The sequence below is a fragment of the Mesorhizobium sp. M7A.F.Ca.US.010.02.1.1 genome, assembly GCF_004023085.1.
GTDB lineage: Bacteria > Pseudomonadota > Alphaproteobacteria > Rhizobiales > Rhizobiaceae > Mesorhizobium.
In genome coordinates this window covers 53,793-70,767 of sequence record NZ_RZRV01000007.1, presented here as the reverse complement: position 1 = coordinate 70,767, position 16,975 = coordinate 53,793, and the positions used below count along the sequence as shown (strand labels likewise).

Genomic DNA, 16,975 nt, shown 5'->3' with positions numbered 1-16,975 from the left:
GTATATGCCAAACAGCGCCACGGTGCAAGGCCCGGGAAAACTCGGCACAGGAGACATCGCCTGCCATCGCACCCCGGAACGTTTCGGTCTGATGGCGGTCGGCTTAATTCATGCTTCGAGCGACACGACTATCCTTTCGTCACGCCTTTCAGCGACAGCACCAAGGTCATTGGGTTTTTCGGCGAAGCCGCAAAACCGTAGTGTTCGTAAAAGGCTTTCGCCTCATCCGATATGGCATGAACAAATATCCCGCGAATCCCGAGGATCGTCGCGGCGCGACCTGCCCGTAAAACGGCGTCTTGCAGCAGCGCGGCACCCAGCCCCTTGCCTTGCCAGCCCGCGTCGACGGCAAGACGCCCGAGCACGACCATCGGAATGGGATCAGGCATGTTGCGACGAATGGCGCCGGGTGCCTGCGCGAGATCAAGCCCGCCCGAAGAGAGGCAGGAATAACCGACAACGCGCGCGTCTTCCGCCACCACATAGGTACGCGACGCGCCGCTGACCTGGTTGGCTCGCGCCCTCAGGCGAAGCCATTGGTCGAGACTTTCCGTCCCGCTTCGAAAAAGGTCGAGATCGTGATTTTCGGCCAGAGGCGCGGGCGCCGATAGTATCATCCCTGCCACGGCCTGGGCACGTTCATAAGGCGTGCAAAACCTTCACCGCTTGGCGTCTCATCGAGGATGTCGAGATAGTGCCGATAGCTCTCGGGATCCACCTTGATCAGTGCCTGGTCGAGCAGCGTGTCCTCGGCCGCACGATATGCAGCATCGATCATAAAGTCGGAGCGGGTCTTCCCGCGTATTTTCGCAGCACGGTCGATCAATATGCGCACATCCTCTCGGATGCGCAGATTGACAGGCTTGGCGTGGGTCTCGGGTGTGGTCTTTGTCATGGCAGCGCTCCTTGTCGCTCCCGTAGCACACCTGCATACACAATGTGTATCTTTTTTCGGAACAGTCAAACGAATTGGAACGATCGGCGTCCACCGAGGCGAAGTCGCACTTGAAAGAAAAAACTACGAACCTTCTATTCCGGGGATAGGTTTTCTAGAAGCGATGCATTGATCCCCGGACCCATGCCTCGTCGCACACCACGCACCCCGGCTATGGTCCGACCATAAACACATTGCATCGGAGCCTGTTTTCATGAAGCGATTTTTCCTCGGGCTTGCCACCGTCGCCGGCCTGTTCCTCGCATCCTCCCCGGCCTGGTCGGCTGACAAACTGCTCAACGCATCCTATGATGTCGGCCGCGAACTGTTCGTGCAGGTCAACAAGGCTTTCATCGCTCAGCATCCGGGCGTCACCGTCGACCAGTCGCATGCCGGCACTTCGGCGCAGGCGCGCGCCATCGCCGAGGGCCTTGGCGCCGATGTCGTTACCTTCAACCAGGTCACCGACATCGACTTCCTGGTCAAGAAGGACCTCGTGTCGGCAGACTGGCAGAAGAACTTTCCCGACAACGCCTCGCCCTTCTATTCGCTGCCGTCCTTCCTGGTACGCGCCGGCAACCCCAAGCATATCAAGGACTGGAACGATCTCGTGCGCGACGACGTGCAGGTGATCTTCCCCAATCCGAAAACCTCCGGCAATGCGCGCTACACCTATCTGGCGGCCACCGCCTACGCCAAGGAGGCCTTCAAGGGCGACGACGCCAAGGTGAAGGAGTTCATCACCAAGCTGTTCAACAACGTGCCGATTTTCGACACCGGCGGCCGCGCCGCGACCACCACCTTCGTGCAGCGCGAGATCGGTGATGTGCTGATCACCTTCGAGTCGGAGACGCGCGGTATTCGCAAGGAGTATGGCGACGGCAAGTTCGAGCAGGTCACGCCTTCGGTCAGCCTGCTGGCCGAATTCCCCGTCGCGATCGTCGACAAGGTTGCCGACGAGCACGGCACGCGCGATCTGGCCAAGACCTATCTCGACTTCCTCTACACGCCGGAGGGCCAGGACATCGCCGCCCGCAACGGCCTCAGAGCCCGCGACGCCGCTGTGGCGGCAAAATACAAGGCCGATTTCCCCGATATCCGGCTGCTGACGGTGGAAGACGTCTTCGGCGGCTGGGACAAAGTACAGAAAGAGCATTTCGCCGCTGGCGGCCTGCTCGACCAGACCTACGGCAGCCGCTGAAGGCCGCGATATCTGCGGAGTAGACGGAAAAGCCGGCGCCCTGCCGGCTTTTTTCGTTTTTGAACGCCGAAAACCTGGTTATCAGCAGAATATCCGCCTTCTCAGTGCAAAACGTTACAAAGAATCAACGCGTTTATGCCTAACGTGCAATTTGGTGGCTGTTTGCGAAACATCATCGCAGGGCGAAGACGTCATTATTTGCACACAAACAGCCGGCAGATGCGAGTGGTTGGGGCTTTTATGGGTTGATCTGGGCATGCTGACAAAAAAAGGCAAATACGGCCTCAAGGCCCTCGTGCATCTGTCTGGCCTGCCGGCCGGCCAATTGGCCTTCGTCAATGACATCGCTGTGGCCAACAATATCCCGAAGAAATTCCTCGATGCCATCCTGGGCGAGTTGCGCAATGCCGGCTTCGTCCAGAGCCGCAAAGGCAAGGAAGGCGGCTACCGCCTTGCCCGGTTGGCTTCCGAAATCAAGATCGGCCATGTCGTGCGCGTGCTTGACGGGCCGCTGGCGCCGATCCCTTGCGCCAGCCGCACGCAGTATCAGCGCTGCGAGGATTGCGACGAGGCGACCTGCCAGGTCCGCCACATGATGCTGGAGGTGCGGCAGGCTATCGCCGAGGTGCTGGACAATCGCAGCCTCGCCGCCATGCGCGATGCGGACAATGACGATTTTCCGGTCGAGCTGACGTCGCAGATCTAAACCACCGACTGCAAGCTGACCGCGCTCAGACAGACATGAGATTCTTCCATTGAAGAGGGAGTTCTCCAAATCCCGGGTTGCGAAGACCTGAAATCACAGGAGAACCCCATACAGTTTGGCCTACCCGTTCAAATTGGACGCAGCCTCGAATACATCGCGTGCGGACGTCGTACCCGCCACGTGCTCCGTACCCGCCACACCGAGGTCCATCCATCCCGCATTCACGGCCTCGTACATTTCTTCGGCAGGTCCGCTGTGGCCCTTCGGGATGCCGAATTGCTCGAGCGCCTCCGCCCACCCCGCACGCGGGATTGCAAAGGCTTTCACGTCGAGATTCAGGACTTCGCCCAATTGCTCGGCGACGTCGTCCGCGCTGACCATCGAACCAAGCTCGACGATGCGCTGCCCTGACCACATTGGCCCGGTCAAAAGCGTTGCGAATTCCGCGCCGATGTCGTTCGTCGCGACCATTGTCGATTTCCGGTTTGTCGGATTGTAGAAAGCCGGCAGCGTTCCGCCCTGCGCGACCTGCAACCCGAAAAGAAAATTCTCGAAGAATCCGCCTGCGCGCACAAAAGCAACTGGCGATGTCAGGTCGCGAAAACCTTGCTCCAGAAGCGACAAGGCCGCGATTACCCCGTGCCCGCTGGTTCTGTTCGCCCCCATAGACGAAAGCGCAACCACTCGCGGCGGCGCTGTCTTGGTGAGCGCCTCGACATAGCTTGCAATCACGCCCTTTGCTTCCTTGTAATCGGGCGAAGGCGCCCAGACAGGGGGCAGCATGACGAACGCGCCTTCGACGCCTTCGAGCGCTCGCTCGATGGCTGCCGAATCGTTCCAATCGCCGTCAACGAGCTCCACGCCCCGGTTCGCCCAGCTCAACGCCTTCTCGCGGTCGCGAACCAGCGCGCGCACCTTCTTGCCTTGCGCTAGCAAATGCCTTGCCGTCGCGCCGCCCACGTTTCCCGTGATTCCCATTACTAAGAACATGTGTTTTCTCCTGATGTTTAGGGACAGAGCTGCCCCTGTTGGTTCAATGGATGAGCGGCAGAATGGCCCGGATACGGGGATCGCGCAGATAGAGGCCGCCCCAGGTCATCGCGCCCAGAAGCAGGGAAATGATTTCCGGCGGCGACCCCAACTCACCGATGCGGAGATGGGCGCAGATGGCACCTCCCAGAAAGCCAGTCACCAGGATCGCGCCGAGGACGGCGGTGACCGGGATGGCATAGAGGATGGCGCAGGCGAGTATGATCGGACCCACGACACCGGTCAGGTCCATCGCGAACCCGGTTTCCTGCAACATGCTCGCGATCCGTGCCGGCGCGAAAAGCTGAACAGTGCCGTCTGCCATCAAAGCGATAACGACAAACGCGCTCATTATCCGGCCGGCCCACAGGGCGCGATGCAAGGTCATAGTTTCAGGTGTCTGATGCAGGTTCACGGTTTCCGACACTTGTCATTCTCCATTGGGAAGATCCCATGTTCCAAGCTTACTGTGCCCCCAAGACGTGATAAACACCGAGGAAATGAACCGACTGTTCTCTTTTCGGGAAACAATACCGGGGCACGAAAATGCAAAATCTCGAACCCATCCTCATTTTCATAACGGTAGCGGAAATGGGGAGCTTCACCCGCGCAGCCGACAGCCTGGGCATCCAAAAGGGGAGAGCCTCAACGGCGGTCCGGAAGCTGGAAGAAGATCTCGGTGTCAGGCTCCTGCACCGGACGACGCGCAGCGTGCGGTTGACGGAAGACGGACGCGCATTTCATGCCCGTGCCCGCGATCTGCTTGCTGAAGTCGATGATCTGCACTCGATGTTCGCCGGCGATCGCGTGGCACTTCGCGGGCGTTTGCGGGTCGACCTTCCAACCGAAGTGGCGCGCACAACGATCGTGCCGGCCTTGCCGGATTTCATGGCGGCGCACCCCGAGTTGGAGCTGGAGGTGTCGAGTACGGATCGGCAAGTCGATCTGGTTCAAGAGGGGTTCGATTGTGTATTGCGGCTTGGACCCATTCGGGACGAGACGCTGATTGCCCGCCCACTGGGCCTGTTGCGCATGGCCAACGCTGCCAGCCCCGCCTATCTGGCGCGCCATGGCGTCCCTCGGTCGCTGGAAGATCTCCGGCGTCAGGAACATAGGACAATTCACTTTTCGACGGTGCTGGGCGCGAGACCCTATGGATGGGAATATCCGGACGGCGACAGCTACGCGACGCTTCAGTTGCCAGGTGGGCTACACGTCAACAGCGCGCAGACCTACGAAGCCGCCGCCCTCGCCGGCCTTGGTGTGATTCAGGCGCCACTCTTGGGCATTGGCCGATACTTGGAGAGTGGAGCGCTTGTCGAGATCATACCCGATTTTCGTCGCCGGGCGCTCGCCGTGTCCCTCGTCGTTGCGCATCGGAGCAATCTGTCGCGCCGAGTCCGCGCATTCATGAAATGGATCGAAGATGTGCTGACGCCATATATGGAATAGCGACACGAATATCTTCGTCCGACCCTCGAAATCAACATTTCTGAAGTTGTGTCTGCCGATCGGCGGTCCGGCGTCGCGGGCGCCGGCTCAAGCACGGACATGAGTACCGGGCCGTGCTCAGCCCCGCGCTGGCGCCGGAGGCGTCTGTCACCCCGGCAACGGACACCGCCAGGGATGGCGCCAAGAACATGGCCGTGCAGGCTCACTACATCCTGCTCAAGCGTGACCGCCTGCTGGAGGCGCTGAGGCTCTACCCCGAGCAGATGCTGACGTGGTCCCGCCGGCAGCGGCTGACCGAGGCCCAGGACAGCACCGGCATCGGCACTGACGATGAAAGTTCATGACCGGCGTATCAGTCGGACCGCGGCAGCGACGAGCTCACCGACCGGGCGCGTCGCATCGAGCGTCAGGGCCCGCTCCTCCACTGCCGGCGGCTCGAGGATGGCGAACTGGCTGTCGACCAGGCTTGCCGGCATGAAATGGCCCTTGCGGTTGCCGACACGCTGCCTGGCCGTGGCAGGGTCGATCTCCAGATAGAGGAAGACGATTTCCGGGCAGAAGCCGCTCAACCGGTCGCGGTAGCTGCGCTTCAGTGCCGAGCAGGCGGCAACCACGCCCTGTCGGCCGCCCACCGACTCCGCGATGCGCTCGCCGATCGCGTTGAGCCAGCCTTCGCGCAGTTGATCGGTAAGGGGTTCGCCGCTTGCCATGCGTGCGACGTTTTCCGGCGGGTGCAGCCTGTCGCCCTCGATAAAGGTAACGCGCAGCGCGGCCGCCAGCGCAATACCGACGGCCGACTTGCCGCAGCCGGCGACGCCCATCACCACGATGGCCGGAGACACCGAGCCGGGAGCGCCCGCTGGCGCCTGTGCTGCCTTTTCATCCACTGTCAGCGGCTTGCCGGCGCGCGGCCGTAGAGCAGCAGCATGGCGACGATGACGACACCATAGATGATCTGCCGCCCCGCCTCCGGCATCTGCATGACCGACAGGATGGATTGCAGCAGCGTGATCAGGATGACACCGGCGACAGTGCCGAGATAAGAGCCGCGTCCGCCCAGGATCGAGGTGCCGCCAAGCACCACCGCGGCGATCGACGGCAGCAGATAAGCGTCGCCCATCGACTGCGCCGCCTTGGAGGCATAGCCCGCCAGAAGCACGCCGCCGAAAGCCGAGAGCCCGCCGGAGACGGCGAAGGCGATCATCACCACGCGCCGTGTGTCGATGCCGGAGAGATAGGCCGCGCGCTCGCGGTTGCCGATGCCGTAGACGGTGCGGCCGAAGCTGGTACGGGTCAGCACGAACACCATCGCGGCTCCGATCAGCGCCCAGATGATGACCGCGTTGGGCACGCCCGGAATGGCGAAGCCGGTCGCCAGGTAGCGCATCGCGCCCGTCGCCGAATCCTGCGGCGAGAAGCCGCCAGTGTAGACCACCATCAGCCCTTGCGCGACGGCGTTGGTGGCCAATGTGATGATCATCGAGGGGATGCGCAGATAGGCGACGCCGATGCCGTTGACGACGCCGATCAGCATGCCGCAGAAAATACCGAACGGAATGGCCAGCGCCACGCCGACCGGGCCGTAGGCCGCCGCAGCGCAGGCCATCATGGCGCCCGCCGCCACCGCCCACGGCACCGACAGGTCGATCTGACCGAGCAGGATGACCAGCATCATCCCGGTGGCGATGACGCCGAGGAATGAAGCCACCTTGAGCTGCTGCAGAAGATATTCAGGCGACAGGAAGCTTCTGGAATAGAGACTGCCCAGGAACAGCAAGAGAACGATGCAGGCAAAGGCCGTCAGCACCGCCGGATCGGCACGGCGGATGAATCTGGGCATGCGGCCGGCAATGCCGCCAAGCGTCGTTTCGCTCACAGGAACCACTCCAGCCGGTTGCGGACCCGAAACAGGGCGAAGGCGCCGAGGCTGACGGCGACCAGCAGGATAACGCCCTGGAACAGCGGCTGCCAGAGCGGATCGAAATCGAAGACGAACAACAGGTCGCCGATGGTGCGGAAGGCCAGTGCGCCGAAGATGGCGCCGATGGCGCTGCCCTTGCCGCCGAACAGCGAAACGCCGCCGAGCACCACGGCGGCGATCGAAAACAGCGTGTAGGAGTTGCCGCTGGCATAGGCCGCTTCACCCGTATAGGTGAAGAAGGTCAGGAACAGTCCGCCGATCGCCGCCAGCAGGCCGGCCAGCGTGTAGGCGGCGAACTTGCCGCGCCGGATCGGCACACCCGACATGTAGGCCGCCGTCTCCGATGAGCCCGCCGCGTAGGCGGCGCGGCCGAGCACCGAGCGGCTGAACGGCACCCAGATCACCAGCACGACGGCCAGCAGGACGACCAGGCTCGCCGGCACCACGCCAAACACACGGCCGGTCAGCGCATCGGCCAGATCCTCATTGACCGAGCCGCCCGGGAATGGCCGCAGCAAAAGGCCGATGCCGTAATAGACGGCCCCCGTGGCAATGGTGGCGACAATCGGCTGCAGCCGGCCATAGATGACGATGGCGCCGTTGATCGCGCCGCACAGCAGCCCTACCGCCAGCACGGCGATGACACCGAGCGTCGCCTGCATCGGCGTGCCGACCACCAGCCAGGAGGCGAGGCAGTTGGTGAGCAGGAAGATCATACCGACGGACAAGTCGATGCCCGCGGTGATCACCACCAGCGTCTGCGCCATGGCGACAAAGGCGAGCAGCACACCCTTGTTCGACGCCGTCTGCACGACATTGGCGGTGAAGCCCGCCGGATGGTTCGAGGTGTAGATGACGAACATGACGATGAAGATGCCGAACGCCAGCAGCGTTCCGCGCTGCTCGGCCAGCCAGTAGCGCCAATCTTTCACGCGCTTGCTCCCAGGCCCACTGGGCTCTCCTCGCCATGGATGTTGAGCGCGCTTGATATCAGCGCCCGCTCGGTGATCTCGGCACCGACCAACTCGCGCTTGACCGCCCCGTCATAGAGCACCAGCACGCGATCGCAGCAGCCGATCAGTTCGTCATAATCGGTCGAGTAGAACAGGATCGCCGCACCCGCGTCGGCCAATTTGCGCATCAGCTGGTACAACTCCTGCTTGGTGCCGACGTCGATGCCACGCGTCGGATCGTTGAGCAGGATGATGCGCGGCTGGCGCATCAGCCATTTGGCGATGACCACTTTCTGCTGGTTGCCGCCCGAAAGCGCGCCGACCGGAATGTCGAGGCCCGCCGTCTTGATCGCCAAGAGGCCGACCATGTCGTCGATCAGCCGCTGCTCGGCGGCGCGATCGATAATACCGGCTTTCGACAGCCGGTCGAGCGCCGCGAACGACAGGTTCTCGCGCACCGTCATCGGCAGCATCAGCCCTTCGGTCTTGCGGTCCTCGGGAATGAGCGCCATGCCGATGCCGTCGTCGCGCGCAACGGATGGACTGGTGATCGAAACGGGCTTGCCGTCGATCAGGATCTGGCCGCTGAGGCCCCGCAGCACGCCGAAGAAGGCGAGCAGCAATTCGCGCTGGCCCTGGCCGTCGAGGCCGCCAAGGCCGACCACCTCACCTGCCCTGACGGTCAGCGAGATATCGTGCAGCCGGTCGGCCCATGAGAGCTTGCGGGCCTCGAGCCTGGGGGCCGCGGTGGCAGGCACGGCCGCCGGCTTGGGCGGAAAGATATGGCTGTATTCGCGGCCGATCATCAGTTCGACCACCTCATTGTCGCTCTTCGAGCCGGCTGCATAGCTGGCGACATTGCGGCCGTTGCGGAACACCGTGCACTGATCCGCCAGTTCGGCGATCTCGTTCATGCGGTGCGAGATGTAAAGCAGCGCCAGCCCTTCCGAGCGCAGCCGCTTCAGCACCGCGAATATCCTCGAGACATCCGCGGCGGTCAGCGCGGAGGTCGCTTCGTCGAGGATGAGGATGCGCGGCTTGCGTGCCAATGCCTTGGCGATCTCGACCATCTGGCGGCGCGACAATGGCAGGTCCTTGACCAGCGCCAGCGGGTGGATGTCGGCGGCGCCGGCGCGAGCAAGTGCTTCTTCGGCGATGCGGCGCTGCGCCTTGCGGTCGATCATGCCGAAGCGTTTGGGGGGATCGGAAATGACGATGTTGTCGGCCACGCTGAGTTCAGGGACCAGCGACAGTTCCTGGAAGATGCAGACGATGCCGGCCTTGTTGGCGGCCCCCGGAGAAGCGAAGGTCGCCTCGCGCCCGTCCAGCGTCATGCGGCCCTCATCGGGCGCCACGACACCTGCCATGACCTTGATCAGCGTCGATTTGCCGGCGCCGTTTTCACCGAGAATGGCGTGGATGCTGCCGGCTTCGACGACAAGCTCGGCCTGCTCCAGCGCACGTACGCCGCCATAGCGCTTGGATATGCCTTCCATACGAAAGAGCGGAGCCGCACCGTCCATCGGCCCTCCCAGGGCGATTGTGGGATTGAGACAAGCGCCGCGGCTCAAGCCGCGGCGCCAGGTGACAGCCAGCGATGATTTACTGGTTTTCCTTGGTCTGACCCATGATTTCCTGGGCGCTGAAATTGATGCCGCAGGTCGGGAAGGAGTTGCCGACGAAGAAATTATCGGATTCCTTGGGGAAATAATCCGTGCCTTCCTTCAAGTTCGGGTCTTCGGCGATCGCCAGCGGCAGCTTCACCTCTTGTGGCACCACCTCGCCTTCGAGTGCGGCGATCGCGGTCTTGATGGCGACGGCGACCTGAGCCGGACCCGAGCCTGCGGACGAGCACTTCAGCCCGTCGGCCGAATGCGCTGCGCAGAACTTGCGGAAGCCGTTCTCGGTCTCGCCGCCAAACGGCACGAATGGATGCTTGGCGTCGATCATCGCCTGCACGATGCCGGTGTCGCCGCCCTGCCCGGTGATGCCGTCGAACGGACCGTTGGTGGCGATCGCATCCGCGGTCACTTTCTGTGCCACGCCGTCATCCCATTTGCCGGCGACTTCGGTCACGTCCCACTTCTTGCCGGACGCGTCGAAGACCTCGTGGATGCCGTTGTGACGATCGGTGTCGACGGAGGTGCCGGCGACGCCGCGCACTTCCAGGATCTTGCCGCCGTTCGGTATCTTGGCGACCAGCCACTTGGCCCACAATTCGCCAAGGCCCTTCTGATCGACATTGACGTTGATGGCGTCCTTGGTGTCGAGGATGTTGTCGAAGGCGACCAGCACGATGCCGGCTTCCTTGGCGCGCTTGATGACTGGACCGAAGGCCGTCGGGTTCTGGGCGTCGGTGACGATGGCGTCATAGCCGGAATCGATGAAATTGTTGATCGCCGAGATCTGCGCCGGCACGTCCTCGCCCGTCGAGACGACCTTGAACTCCTTGATCTTGGCTTTGACTTCAGGTTGTGCGGCGTAGGCCTTGGCCGTCTGCACCATCTGGATGCGCCAGGTATTGGCGATATAGCCATTGGCAAAGGCGATGCGGAACGGCCCTTCCTTCTTGGGATATTTGAAGAATTTGGTCTCCGCGCTCCACGGCGCGAAACAGTCCGCCTGAGCGGCGGGACCCGACACGATTTCGGGTCCGGCGGCCATGGCGGCCGAATTGAGCATGACGAATGCAGTGGCGGCAACGACGCCACCAACAAGTGACTTGATCATCGATAATCCTCCCGATTGCAGTTCAGATTGTTCGTTTCGCAACGCGAATTTTCGCGCGATGGACCGGCACCTCCCGCCTCGCCATGCGCGTCCTTGGCCGCCCGTGGTGGCCGACCCGGTTCCTCCCTTGTCGCCGCCAGCAGTACGAAAACTATCATATTATCCATAATAAACAAGTATTAGTTGTCGCTTATGTATAATAAACAGGTACGCCCTGTCGTTTATGCACCTGCCTGCAGGAAATGGTAGCGCTACCAAATTGGCGTGTAAACCGGCATTCGCACAGTCGCTTCTGTGCGTTTCAACGCGCCGTGCTCTCGCGGCGCTTGAGCTCGAAACCGAGGTCGACGATCCGTTGCTCCGGTCTGTTGCCGGCGATCGCCGCAAGCGCCATGGCAACGGCACGCCGGCCGATCTCATAACGATGGGTGCGGATGCTGGTGACCGAAGGAAACGCCACCTGCATCATGTCGAGATCGTTGAAACCGACGATGCCGATCGTCTTCGGCACCGCGATCGAGGCGCGATGGCATTCGAACAAGACGCCGAGCGCGATATCGTCATTGTTGCAGAAGACACCGTCGAGTGTCGGCACCTTGGCCAGCGCATCGCGGAACATCTCGCGGCCGAGCGACACGCTGGACAGCACCGGCGTAGTGGTGACGAGGCGCGGATCGAACAGGCCCGCGGCCTCCATCGCCGCGCGATAGCCGGCAAGGCGCCGCTGCGAACGCGGATCCATGCGCGCGCCGATGAAGCCGATGCGGCGATAGCCCGCCTCGATCAGATGCTCGCTCGCCGCCCTGCCGCCATCCAGATGCGAGAAGCCGACCATCATGTCGACGGGATCTGGACCGGTTTCCATGACTTGCACCACAGGGCAGCCGGCACTTTCCAGCAGCTTTCGCGAAGCCGGTGTCTGATCGATGCCGGCGACGATCAGCGCGGCTGGCCGTTGCGAACCGAACACCTGCAGCAGCCGCTCTTCCTCGAGGCCGGAATAGTGGGTGTTGCCAAGCTGGATGCGGAACGGGCTGGCCGACAGGCTGTCATAGATGCCACGCACCACCTCGGCGAAGACGTTGTTGGTCAGCGACGGCACCAGCACGCCGAACACCTCGGCGCGCGCCGAGGCCAGGGCCCGGGCATTCGGGTCCGGCACATAGCCCAGTTCGTCGACGGCGGCCTGGATCTGGCGGCGCAGCTCTTCGGACACACGCTCCGGCTCGCGCAGGGCGCGCGACACGGTGATGGCACCAACGCCGGCCTTGCGCGCGACATCCGCGATGGTAGGGCGGCCGCCGCCCCGGCGCGAGCGCGGCTTGGTCAAGGGCGCACTCCTGGCGACGGGCTTGTGCAGCCAAGCGCCTTTAGAACCATATTCAGGGTCTTTGCCACCGTCGTCATGCCAAATCGGCCTGTTGCCGCACCCATCCGCCTTCCGGCGTCGCGCAGCCTTGGGTGGTTGTCAAGCCGCGCAGCTCCCGGACCATTGGGCAGGGTGAGCTCAGGCCATCACGGCTGTGCTGCGCCGTGCCTTCCACAACAGCAGCCCGATCGCCAGTATGTTCAGCAAATTCCAGGCGATGCCGTTGAGGAACGCAGCCGCATAAGAGCCGGTCAAATCGTAGATCCAGCCCGACATCCAGCCGCCGATCGCCATGCCAAAGATCGTCGCCATCAAGACGATGCCGATACGCTGGCCAGCCTCTTTGGCCGGCATGTAGTCGCGCACGATGATCGCGTAGCAAGGCACGATACCGCCTTGCGACAGGCCGAACACCAGCGACACCACATAGAGCGAGGCAAGCCCGTCGAACGGGATGTAGAACAGCAGCGACAGGCATTGCAGCACCGAGCCGATCATCAGTGTCCACACCGCGCCGATACGGTCGGCGAGAAAGCCCGATGCCAGCCGACTGACGACGCCGCCTGCCATCATGATCGACAGCATGTCGGCGCCATGCGCCACGCCGTAGCCGAGATCCATGCAATAGGCGACGATATGCACTTGCGGCATCGACATCGCCACGCAGCAGCCGAGGCCGGCGACGACCAGCAGCACCTGCAACGCCGCCGGCGACAGCGGCATCGACTGCACCGGCCGGCTTCCGGGCGAACCGGCGGCAGCCGCAACTGGGGCACCGCGCCGCAGCATCAGCACCAGCGGCACCATTGTCACCAGACAGAAGATGCCGATTGCCGCATAAGTGAAGCGCCAGCCTTCCGCCTTTATCAGTGTCGGGATGATGGTCGGCCAGATCGCTCCGGCGAGGTAATTTCCGGCGGCCGCCGCGGTCACCGCGACACCGCGCCGGCGATTGAACCAGTGTGATATATCGGCGATCAGCGGCCCGAAGATCACCGACGTGCCGACACCGATCAGCACTCCTTGGGCAAGCGTGAATTGCAGGATCGAGGTCGACAGCGCCGCGAGCAGCAGGCCGGCGGAAAGCGCGATCGAAGAGAGCAGCGCCGGGATCCAGTAACCCATCCGGTCGATGGCGCGACCGACCAGCACGTTGCCGGCGGCGAAACCGACCATGGTCGCGGTGTAAGGCATGGACGCCGCGGCGCGGTCGACGCCGAACTCGGCCTGCACCGCGGGCAGCACGACGACGACAGCCCACATGCCGACGGCGCCGATCGTCGCCAGCAGCATCGAGATGGCAAGCCGCATCCAGGCATAGGAGCTGTCGATGCCGGGGCCGGCCTGGATGCTGTCGGTTCGGGTCAAGGCGTTTCCTGTCGGCGGTCTCGGAGATCGGCTGCCGTTTGCGCCAGTATCGGCGCATTCTCGGGTCGCAGCAGCGCCACAGCTGGCAAATCCGTGGCTCCAGAGCCAGGGCGGAACCGATGCCGATGTGCGGAGTTTCCTGGCAGCCCACCCTGCAGAGGAGTCCTGCGATGACCGCCACCAGGAAAAAATGGTCGGCCGAGGTGACCGAGCACAGCGACGCGATGGATCTTGAGGATCACGTCTTCGAATCGGACGACGCCAGGAAGATCGCCGCCTCGCTCAAGCGATCCGCCGAACACAGCCACCGGCGCAAGGCCGAGCCGTTCCAGTCGGCCATGTCGATGCTGAACTTCTACATCAACCGCGCCGGCAAGAACTTGCCTGCCGCGCGCAAAAAAGTGCTTGAGGACGCCAAGGACGAACTGCGCAGCGCCTTCGGACGTGACAAGGATGATTAGCGGCGGCCGGCCTACCGGGCGCGGATGACGCCGTCTGTGTTGGCGAGCAGTTTGCGCACTGCATTGCGCGCCGCGTCGGGGCGCTGCAGGCGGATGTTCTTCTCGATTGCCTCGTGCAGCTTCTGCGCGTGGTTGAGATCGTCGATCTCCCGCGTCGTATAGGCAAAGAGGTGATCGAACGCGGATTCGATCAGTACGCCGAGCGGCACCAACAGGTCGTTGCCCGAAGCCCGCAGGATGGCAAGATGGAAGCGCGTGTCGGCGCGGGTCCGCTCCTGCAGGCTCGTCGCCTCTCCCATCTCACGGCAGGCCAGGCTGATCTCGGCCATCTGCTCGTCGGTTCTTCGCATGGCGGCAAACGCGGTCGCCTCCGGCTCGATGATGTGGCGGAATTCCTGCACGGTCTTGAGGAACACCTCGCGATCCGGCGACGTCGCGTACCAGGCAAGCACATCGCGATCGAGCAGGTTCCAGCGCTCCTTCGGCTCGACCCAACTGCCGATCTTGGGACGTGAGGCGAGCAGGCTCTTGGCCATCAGCATCTTGATCGCTTCGCGCACCGCCGAGCGGCTGACGCTGAAGGTCTCCGACCATTTCGCTTCATTGGGCAGGATGGTGCCGGGCGGATAGTCGCCCCGCACGATCCTGAGGCCGATTTCGCTGGCCAGCGAGGCGTGGACGCTAGAGCCTGGAATACGCGCGGCGTCCGCCCGGCGAACGCCGCCCGGACGGTCCCCGGAGGCCGCTTTCCCCAACGATTTTTCCTTGTTCGGCTTCGCGTCCCGCATGGGTTCCAGAAAGTCCGTATTAAGCAGGCTGTCAAGCGCGGCAAGCGGCTTGCACCGCAAAGCCGCCCGCTGTGCACAGATCAGCTCGATTGCTTCGCGGATCAGTCCTGCTTGACGTATTTGCGCCAGCTATGCTCCGGGCGGAAGCCCAGCACGTCGCGCGCCTTGCGGTTCGACAGCAGCGTCTCGTATTCGCCGAGCTCGGCCTTCACCGGCACGCGGGGGTAGAACCGCTTCAGGAGTTCGGCAGTCGGCAGGTCGGACGAGGTGTCGTCATTGGCGGCGTTGAACACCTGATAGCCGAGGCCGTCCTTCTCGATGGCGCGCAGCGTGATCTGGCCAAGGTCGCGCGCGTCGACATAGCTCCAGGCGATGCGCTTGCGGAAACCCGGATCGGCGAACCATTTCGGAAACAGTGAATATTCGTGCGGCTCGATGACGTTGCCGATGCGCAGGGCATAAATGTCGGTGCCGTTGCGCTGGGTGAAGGCCCGCGCCGTCTTCTCGTTGACGACCTTGGACAAAGCATAGCTGTCCATCGGATCGACGTCATACTCCTCGTCGAGCGGGAAATATTTGGGATCGCGCGGCTCGTTGGCGAAGACGAGCCCATAGGTCGTCTCGCTGGAGGCGATGATAACCTTGGGGATGCCGAGCTTCACCGCCGCCTCGATGACATTGTAGGTGCCGAGCGCATTGATGCGGAACACCTCGTTGTCGGTGGTGATCATGATGCGCGGGATGGCGGCGAAATGCACCACCGCATCGACCGGCTGCGGGCGCAGCGAAGGGTCGAATTCGTGCAGGCCCATATAGCTCGACAGTGCGTTGAACACCTGCCCGCTGTCGGTGATGTCGGTGATCAGCGTGCGCACCTTTGGGTTGTCGAGCGGCCTGGTGTCGATGTTGAGCACCTGGCAGCCTTGCTCGACCAGATACTGCACGACATGGCGTCCGGCCTTGCCGCTGCCGCCAGTGAACATGATCCGCTTCGTCATTTTGCTCTCCACATCCTCTGGGATTTATGTGTATTGTCAGACAATACCGCCATCCGCAACCATCCTCGCCTGCAAAACGGCAGCGCCTGACATCAATCATTGCAACAGGACTTGAAGACATGAACACGACTGCCGCGAGCGAAAAGATCGGCTTCATCGGCCTTGGCCTGATGGGCCACGGCATCGCCAAGAACATCGTCGACAAGGGCTACAGCCTGACCTTCCTCGGCCGCAAGAACCGCAAGCCGGCGGAAGACCTGCTTGGCCGCGGCGCCACGGAAGCATCGACCTCGCGCGATGTGGCGGCGGCGTCTGATATCGTCTTCATCTGCGTCACCGGTTCGCGCGAGGTCGAAGCCATCATTCGCGGCCCGGGCGGCCTCAAGGAGGGTTTGAAGAAAGGTTCGGTCGTCGTCGACTGCTCGACCTCCGATCCGGTCTCGACCATTGCGCTTGCCGCTGAGCTCAAGGCGCTCGGCATCGATTTTGTCGACGCACCGCTCAGCCGCACGCCGAAGGAAGCCTGGGAAGGCACGCTCGACGCCATGGTCGGCGCGCCGGACGCCCTCTTTGCCAGGGTGAAGCCGGTGATCGAAACCTGGGCCGGCCGCATCGTCCATATCGGCGACACCGGCGACGGCCATCGCATGAAGCTGCTCAACAATTTCATCTCGCTCGGCTACGCAGCGATCTATTCCGAGGCACTGGCACTGGCTGAGAAGGTCGGCATCTCGCCGCCGCGCTTCGACAGCGTCATTCGCAATGGCCGCATGGATTGCGGCTTCTACCAGACCTTCATGCGCTGGACGCTGGAAGGTGACCGCGATGCGCACAAATTCACCATCGCCAATGCCTTCAAGGACCTGACCTATCTGGAATCGATGGCGGGTGCGGCCGGCATTGCCAACCCGCTCGGCAACGCCACCAAGAACTCCTTCGCCGGTGCCCATGCAACCGGCCCGGCCGAGCAATTCGTACCGATGCTGGCGACGCATATCGCTGGGGTGAACGGTGTCGACCTGATGCCGATGAAGGATGGCAAGAAACAGACCATTTAACCGATTG

19 protein-coding genes are annotated in these 16,975 nt (G+C 62.8%); 6 read left to right on the top strand and 13 right to left on the bottom strand.

From position 1 onward, the window contains the following. Window positions 1-128: 128 nt before the first annotated feature. On the bottom strand, window positions 129-614 hold the full coding sequence (locus tag EOA19_RS09785) for a GNAT family N-acetyltransferase (protein ID WP_128303536.1): 486 nt from the start codon (window positions 612-614) through the stop codon (window positions 129-131). Continuing rightward, window positions 614-895, bottom strand: a complete 282-nt coding sequence (locus tag EOA19_RS09780) for a DUF1778 domain-containing protein (protein WP_023813225.1) — start codon at window positions 893-895, stop codon at window positions 614-616. Before EOA19_RS09780 ends, EOA19_RS09785 begins: the two co-directional genes overlap by 1 nt. Window positions 896-1,148: 253 nt before the next feature. Here EOA19_RS09780 and EOA19_RS09775 point away from each other — a divergent pair, with 253 nt between their 5' ends. Then, the gene (locus EOA19_RS09775; protein ID WP_023813226.1) at window positions 1,149-2,135 is read left to right on the top strand and encodes a sulfate ABC transporter substrate-binding protein; all 987 of its coding nucleotides are present in this window, start codon (window positions 1,149-1,151) and stop codon (window positions 2,133-2,135) included. Window positions 2,136-2,391: 256 nt separating this feature from the next. After that, entirely contained in the window at window positions 2,392-2,841 is a 450-nt protein-coding gene (locus EOA19_RS09770) for an Rrf2 family transcriptional regulator (RefSeq protein ID WP_023813227.1), read from the top strand. 120 nt (window positions 2,842-2,961) lie between these two features. Here the strand turns inward: EOA19_RS09770 and EOA19_RS09765 are convergent, their stop codons facing one another. Next, window positions 2,962-3,831, bottom strand: a complete 870-nt coding sequence (locus tag EOA19_RS09765; RefSeq protein WP_023813228.1) for an NmrA family NAD(P)-binding protein — start codon at window positions 3,829-3,831, stop codon at window positions 2,962-2,964. Window positions 3,832-3,874: 43 nt separating this feature from the next. Then, complete coding sequence (locus EOA19_RS09760) at window positions 3,875-4,297, bottom strand: DoxX family protein (RefSeq protein WP_023813229.1); 423 nt, start codon at window positions 4,295-4,297, stop codon at window positions 3,875-3,877. Between the two features lie 119 nt (window positions 4,298-4,416). On the opposite strand from EOA19_RS09760, the gene EOA19_RS09755 reads away from it, so the two are divergent. Then, a complete protein-coding gene (locus EOA19_RS09755) occupies window positions 4,417-5,322 on the top strand; it encodes a LysR family transcriptional regulator (protein WP_023813230.1) in 906 nt (301 codons plus the stop codon). 113 nt (window positions 5,323-5,435) lie between these two features. Further along, entirely contained in the window at window positions 5,436-5,666 is a 231-nt protein-coding gene (locus tag EOA19_RS09750) for a hypothetical protein (RefSeq protein WP_023813231.1), read from the top strand. Here the strand turns inward: EOA19_RS09750 and EOA19_RS09745 are convergent. The 7 genes from EOA19_RS09745 to EOA19_RS09715 all read right to left on the bottom strand — a co-directional run bounded on the left by EOA19_RS09745 (window position 5,661) and on the right by EOA19_RS09715 (window position 13,663). Continuing rightward, window positions 5,661-6,209, bottom strand: a complete 549-nt coding sequence (locus EOA19_RS09745; protein WP_023813232.1) for a gluconokinase — start codon at window positions 6,207-6,209, stop codon at window positions 5,661-5,663. The genes EOA19_RS09750 and EOA19_RS09745 overlap by 6 nt on opposite strands. Window positions 6,210-6,211: 2 nt before the next feature. Continuing rightward, the gene (locus tag EOA19_RS09740) at window positions 6,212-7,198 is read right to left on the bottom strand and encodes an ABC transporter permease (protein ID WP_127295464.1); all 987 of its coding nucleotides are present in this window, start codon (window positions 7,196-7,198) and stop codon (window positions 6,212-6,214) included. Beyond that, window positions 7,195-8,175 carry an ABC transporter permease gene (locus tag EOA19_RS09735; RefSeq protein ID WP_128303431.1) on the bottom strand — a complete coding sequence of 327 codons (981 nt, stop codon included), beginning with the start codon at window positions 8,173-8,175 and terminating at the stop codon, window positions 7,195-7,197. Before EOA19_RS09735 ends, EOA19_RS09740 begins: the two co-directional genes overlap by 4 nt. Continuing rightward, window positions 8,172-9,719: a sugar ABC transporter ATP-binding protein gene (locus tag EOA19_RS09730; protein WP_128303430.1), complete on the bottom strand. Its 1,548-nt coding sequence runs from the start codon at window positions 9,717-9,719 to the stop codon at window positions 8,172-8,174. Before EOA19_RS09730 ends, EOA19_RS09735 begins: the two co-directional genes overlap by 4 nt. Window positions 9,720-9,798: 79 nt before the next feature. Beyond that, complete coding sequence (locus EOA19_RS09725) at window positions 9,799-10,926, bottom strand: sugar ABC transporter substrate-binding protein (protein ID WP_023813236.1); 1,128 nt, start codon at window positions 10,924-10,926, stop codon at window positions 9,799-9,801. 301 nt (window positions 10,927-11,227) lie between these two features. Continuing rightward, the gene (locus EOA19_RS09720) at window positions 11,228-12,256 is read right to left on the bottom strand and encodes a LacI family DNA-binding transcriptional regulator (protein ID WP_023813237.1); all 1,029 of its coding nucleotides are present in this window, start codon (window positions 12,254-12,256) and stop codon (window positions 11,228-11,230) included. Between the two features lie 177 nt (window positions 12,257-12,433). Next, window positions 12,434-13,663, bottom strand: a complete 1,230-nt coding sequence (locus EOA19_RS09715; protein ID WP_128303429.1) for an MFS transporter — start codon at window positions 13,661-13,663, stop codon at window positions 12,434-12,436. Between the two features lie 170 nt (window positions 13,664-13,833). On the opposite strand from EOA19_RS09715, the gene EOA19_RS09710 reads away from it, so the two are divergent. Next, on the top strand, window positions 13,834-14,124 hold the full coding sequence (locus tag EOA19_RS09710) for a DUF3175 domain-containing protein (RefSeq protein ID WP_031213606.1): 291 nt from the start codon (window positions 13,834-13,836) through the stop codon (window positions 14,122-14,124). A gap of 11 nt (window positions 14,125-14,135) precedes the next feature. Here the strand turns inward: EOA19_RS09710 and EOA19_RS09705 are convergent, their stop codons facing one another. Beyond that, complete coding sequence (locus tag EOA19_RS09705) at window positions 14,136-14,912, bottom strand: FadR/GntR family transcriptional regulator (RefSeq protein WP_023813240.1); 777 nt, start codon at window positions 14,910-14,912, stop codon at window positions 14,136-14,138. A gap of 101 nt (window positions 14,913-15,013) precedes the next feature. Beyond that, on the bottom strand, window positions 15,014-15,910 hold the full coding sequence (locus EOA19_RS09700; protein ID WP_128303428.1) for an NAD(P)-dependent oxidoreductase: 897 nt from the start codon (window positions 15,908-15,910) through the stop codon (window positions 15,014-15,016). A 119-nt stretch (window positions 15,911-16,029) separates the two neighbouring features. Between EOA19_RS09700 and EOA19_RS09695 the strand changes: the two genes are divergently transcribed. Further along, window positions 16,030-16,968 (top strand): NAD(P)-dependent oxidoreductase, encoded by a 939-nt coding sequence (locus EOA19_RS09695; protein WP_128303427.1) that lies wholly within the window; start codon window positions 16,030-16,032, stop codon window positions 16,966-16,968. The last annotated feature ends 7 nt before the right edge of the window (window positions 16,969-16,975 follow it).

Coding starts and splice junctions, on each gene's coding strand:
- EOA19_RS09700 (WP_128303428.1), bottom strand. CDS start 15,910: ATGACGAAGCGGATCATGTTCACTGGCGGCAGCGGCAAGGCCGGACGC.
- EOA19_RS09730 (WP_128303430.1), bottom strand. CDS start 9,719: ATGGACGGTGCGGCTCCGCTCTTTCGTATGGAAGGCATATCCAAGCGC.
- EOA19_RS09710 (WP_031213606.1), top strand. CDS start 13,834: ATGACCGCCACCAGGAAAAAATGGTCGGCCGAGGTGACCGAGCACAGC.
- EOA19_RS09705 (WP_023813240.1), bottom strand. CDS start 14,912: ATGCGGGACGCGAAGCCGAACAAGGAAAAATCGTTGGGGAAAGCGGCC.
- EOA19_RS09770 (WP_023813227.1), top strand. CDS start 2,392: ATGCTGACAAAAAAAGGCAAATACGGCCTCAAGGCCCTCGTGCATCTG.
- EOA19_RS09775 (WP_023813226.1), top strand. CDS start 1,149: ATGAAGCGATTTTTCCTCGGGCTTGCCACCGTCGCCGGCCTGTTCCTC.
- EOA19_RS09725 (WP_023813236.1), bottom strand. CDS start 10,926: ATGATCAAGTCACTTGTTGGTGGCGTCGTTGCCGCCACTGCATTCGTC.
- EOA19_RS09780 (WP_023813225.1), bottom strand. CDS start 895: ATGACAAAGACCACACCCGAGACCCACGCCAAGCCTGTCAATCTGCGC.
- EOA19_RS09765 (WP_023813228.1), bottom strand. CDS start 3,831: ATGTTCTTAGTAATGGGAATCACGGGAAACGTGGGCGGCGCGACGGCA.
- EOA19_RS09695 (WP_128303427.1), top strand. CDS start 16,030: ATGAACACGACTGCCGCGAGCGAAAAGATCGGCTTCATCGGCCTTGGC.
- EOA19_RS09755 (WP_023813230.1), top strand. CDS start 4,417: ATGCAAAATCTCGAACCCATCCTCATTTTCATAACGGTAGCGGAAATG.